Annotated in this window: 2 protein-coding genes; both read left to right on the forward strand. The window is 64.5% G+C overall.

Translation table 11 applies throughout. The features are described 5' to 3' along the window. The first annotated feature begins 473 nt into the window (after positions 1–473). Positions 474–896 (forward strand): Zn-ribbon domain-containing OB-fold protein, encoded by a 423-nt coding sequence (locus tag B0T44_RS26190; RefSeq protein ID WP_077116789.1) that lies wholly within the window; start codon positions 474–476, stop codon positions 894–896. Further along, a partial coding sequence (locus tag B0T44_RS26195; protein ID WP_303246081.1) for a thiolase family protein occupies positions 889–1,289 on the forward strand: 401 nt, incomplete at its 3' end. The genes B0T44_RS26190 and B0T44_RS26195, both read left to right, overlap by 8 nt.

A 1,289-nucleotide genomic window follows, 5' to 3' on the forward strand; every position in this document is an offset into this window, starting at 1 on the left:
ACCTGATGGTCATCGGCAACTCGCAGTATCGTCTCGAGCCGCGGGGCGCTCTGCACGGCAGCGTTCATGACCGCGATCACGCCATCGGCTACCCGGATGGACCGTTCCAGAGCCGCTATGGGTGCATGGCTCGATATCTCGGCGATACGAATCGTGTGATCGATGTGGTCCGTCGTCCAATGGACCGTGGCCGCCGTGCCGGACCCGGTCTTGGTGAGATGGCGGATCAGGCGGTGGACAACGCGGGACGTCTCATTGGGGTCCCCGATGATCGTGACGTTGCGGATCGCCTGCAGTGCAATGTTTTCGGCGCACATCGTGTTGTGGTACTCCAGATCGACTCGAGGATGCCATCGCATCCTCAATCCGGTCGCACTGTACCTCCGCCCGCGCACCGATGGAGCGGATTTCCGCCCCAAAGTAGAACGTGTTCCTATACCGTCTGGCTTGTGCAGAAAGAACAACGCCCCGCCGTGGCCGACTGGTTCACTGCGGACGACGGCACAGTGCGCCTGAAGGGAAGTCGCTGTACTGCCTGCGGCACGCCGTACTTCCCGCGGAACACACTGGCCTGTCGGAACCCGCAGTGTGTCGGTCCGAAAGACGGCTCCGAGCTCGCCGAGTACCTGTTTTCCACACGTGGCCGGATCTGGTCGTATGCGGACGCCCGGTACAAGCCACCCCCGCCCTATGTCTCGCCCGATCCGTTCGAGCCGTACGTTGTTGCAGCGGTGGAACTCGAGGTCGAGCAGATGGTGATTCTCGGGCAGGTAGTACGCGGCCTCACAGTGGATGACCTGGCCGTCGGCATGTCGGTCGAACTGACCCTCGGCGTGCTGTACGAAGACGAGGAAGCCGAGCACACAGTGTGGATGTGGAGGCCGGTCGATGACTGACACGAATGATCGCGATGTCGCAGTCCTCGGTGCAGGCATGCACCAGTGGGGCAAGTGGGGACGCAACTTCGTCGAATACGGGCTGGTCGCGGCGCGCGCGGCGCTGGCCGATGCCGGAGTGGACCATCGCGACGTCGGCTATATCGCCGGCGCGGACACGATCCGCAACGGTTACCCCGGTTTCGTCTCGGGTGCGACGTTCGCCCAGGCGCTGGGATGGTCGGGTGCTCGGATCTCGAGCAGCTACGCCGCCTGCGCTTCCGGTGCCCAGGCCATCGCCAACGCGCGCGCCCAGATTCTGGCCGGGTTGTGCGACGTGGCGCTGGTGGTCGGCGCGGATGCCACGCCGAAGGGCTTCTTCCAGCCGGTCGGCGGTGAACGCCGCGACGATCC

The organism is Nocardia donostiensis, from assembly GCF_002081715.1.
GTDB lineage: Bacteria > Actinomycetota > Actinomycetes > Mycobacteriales > Mycobacteriaceae > Nocardia > Nocardia donostiensis.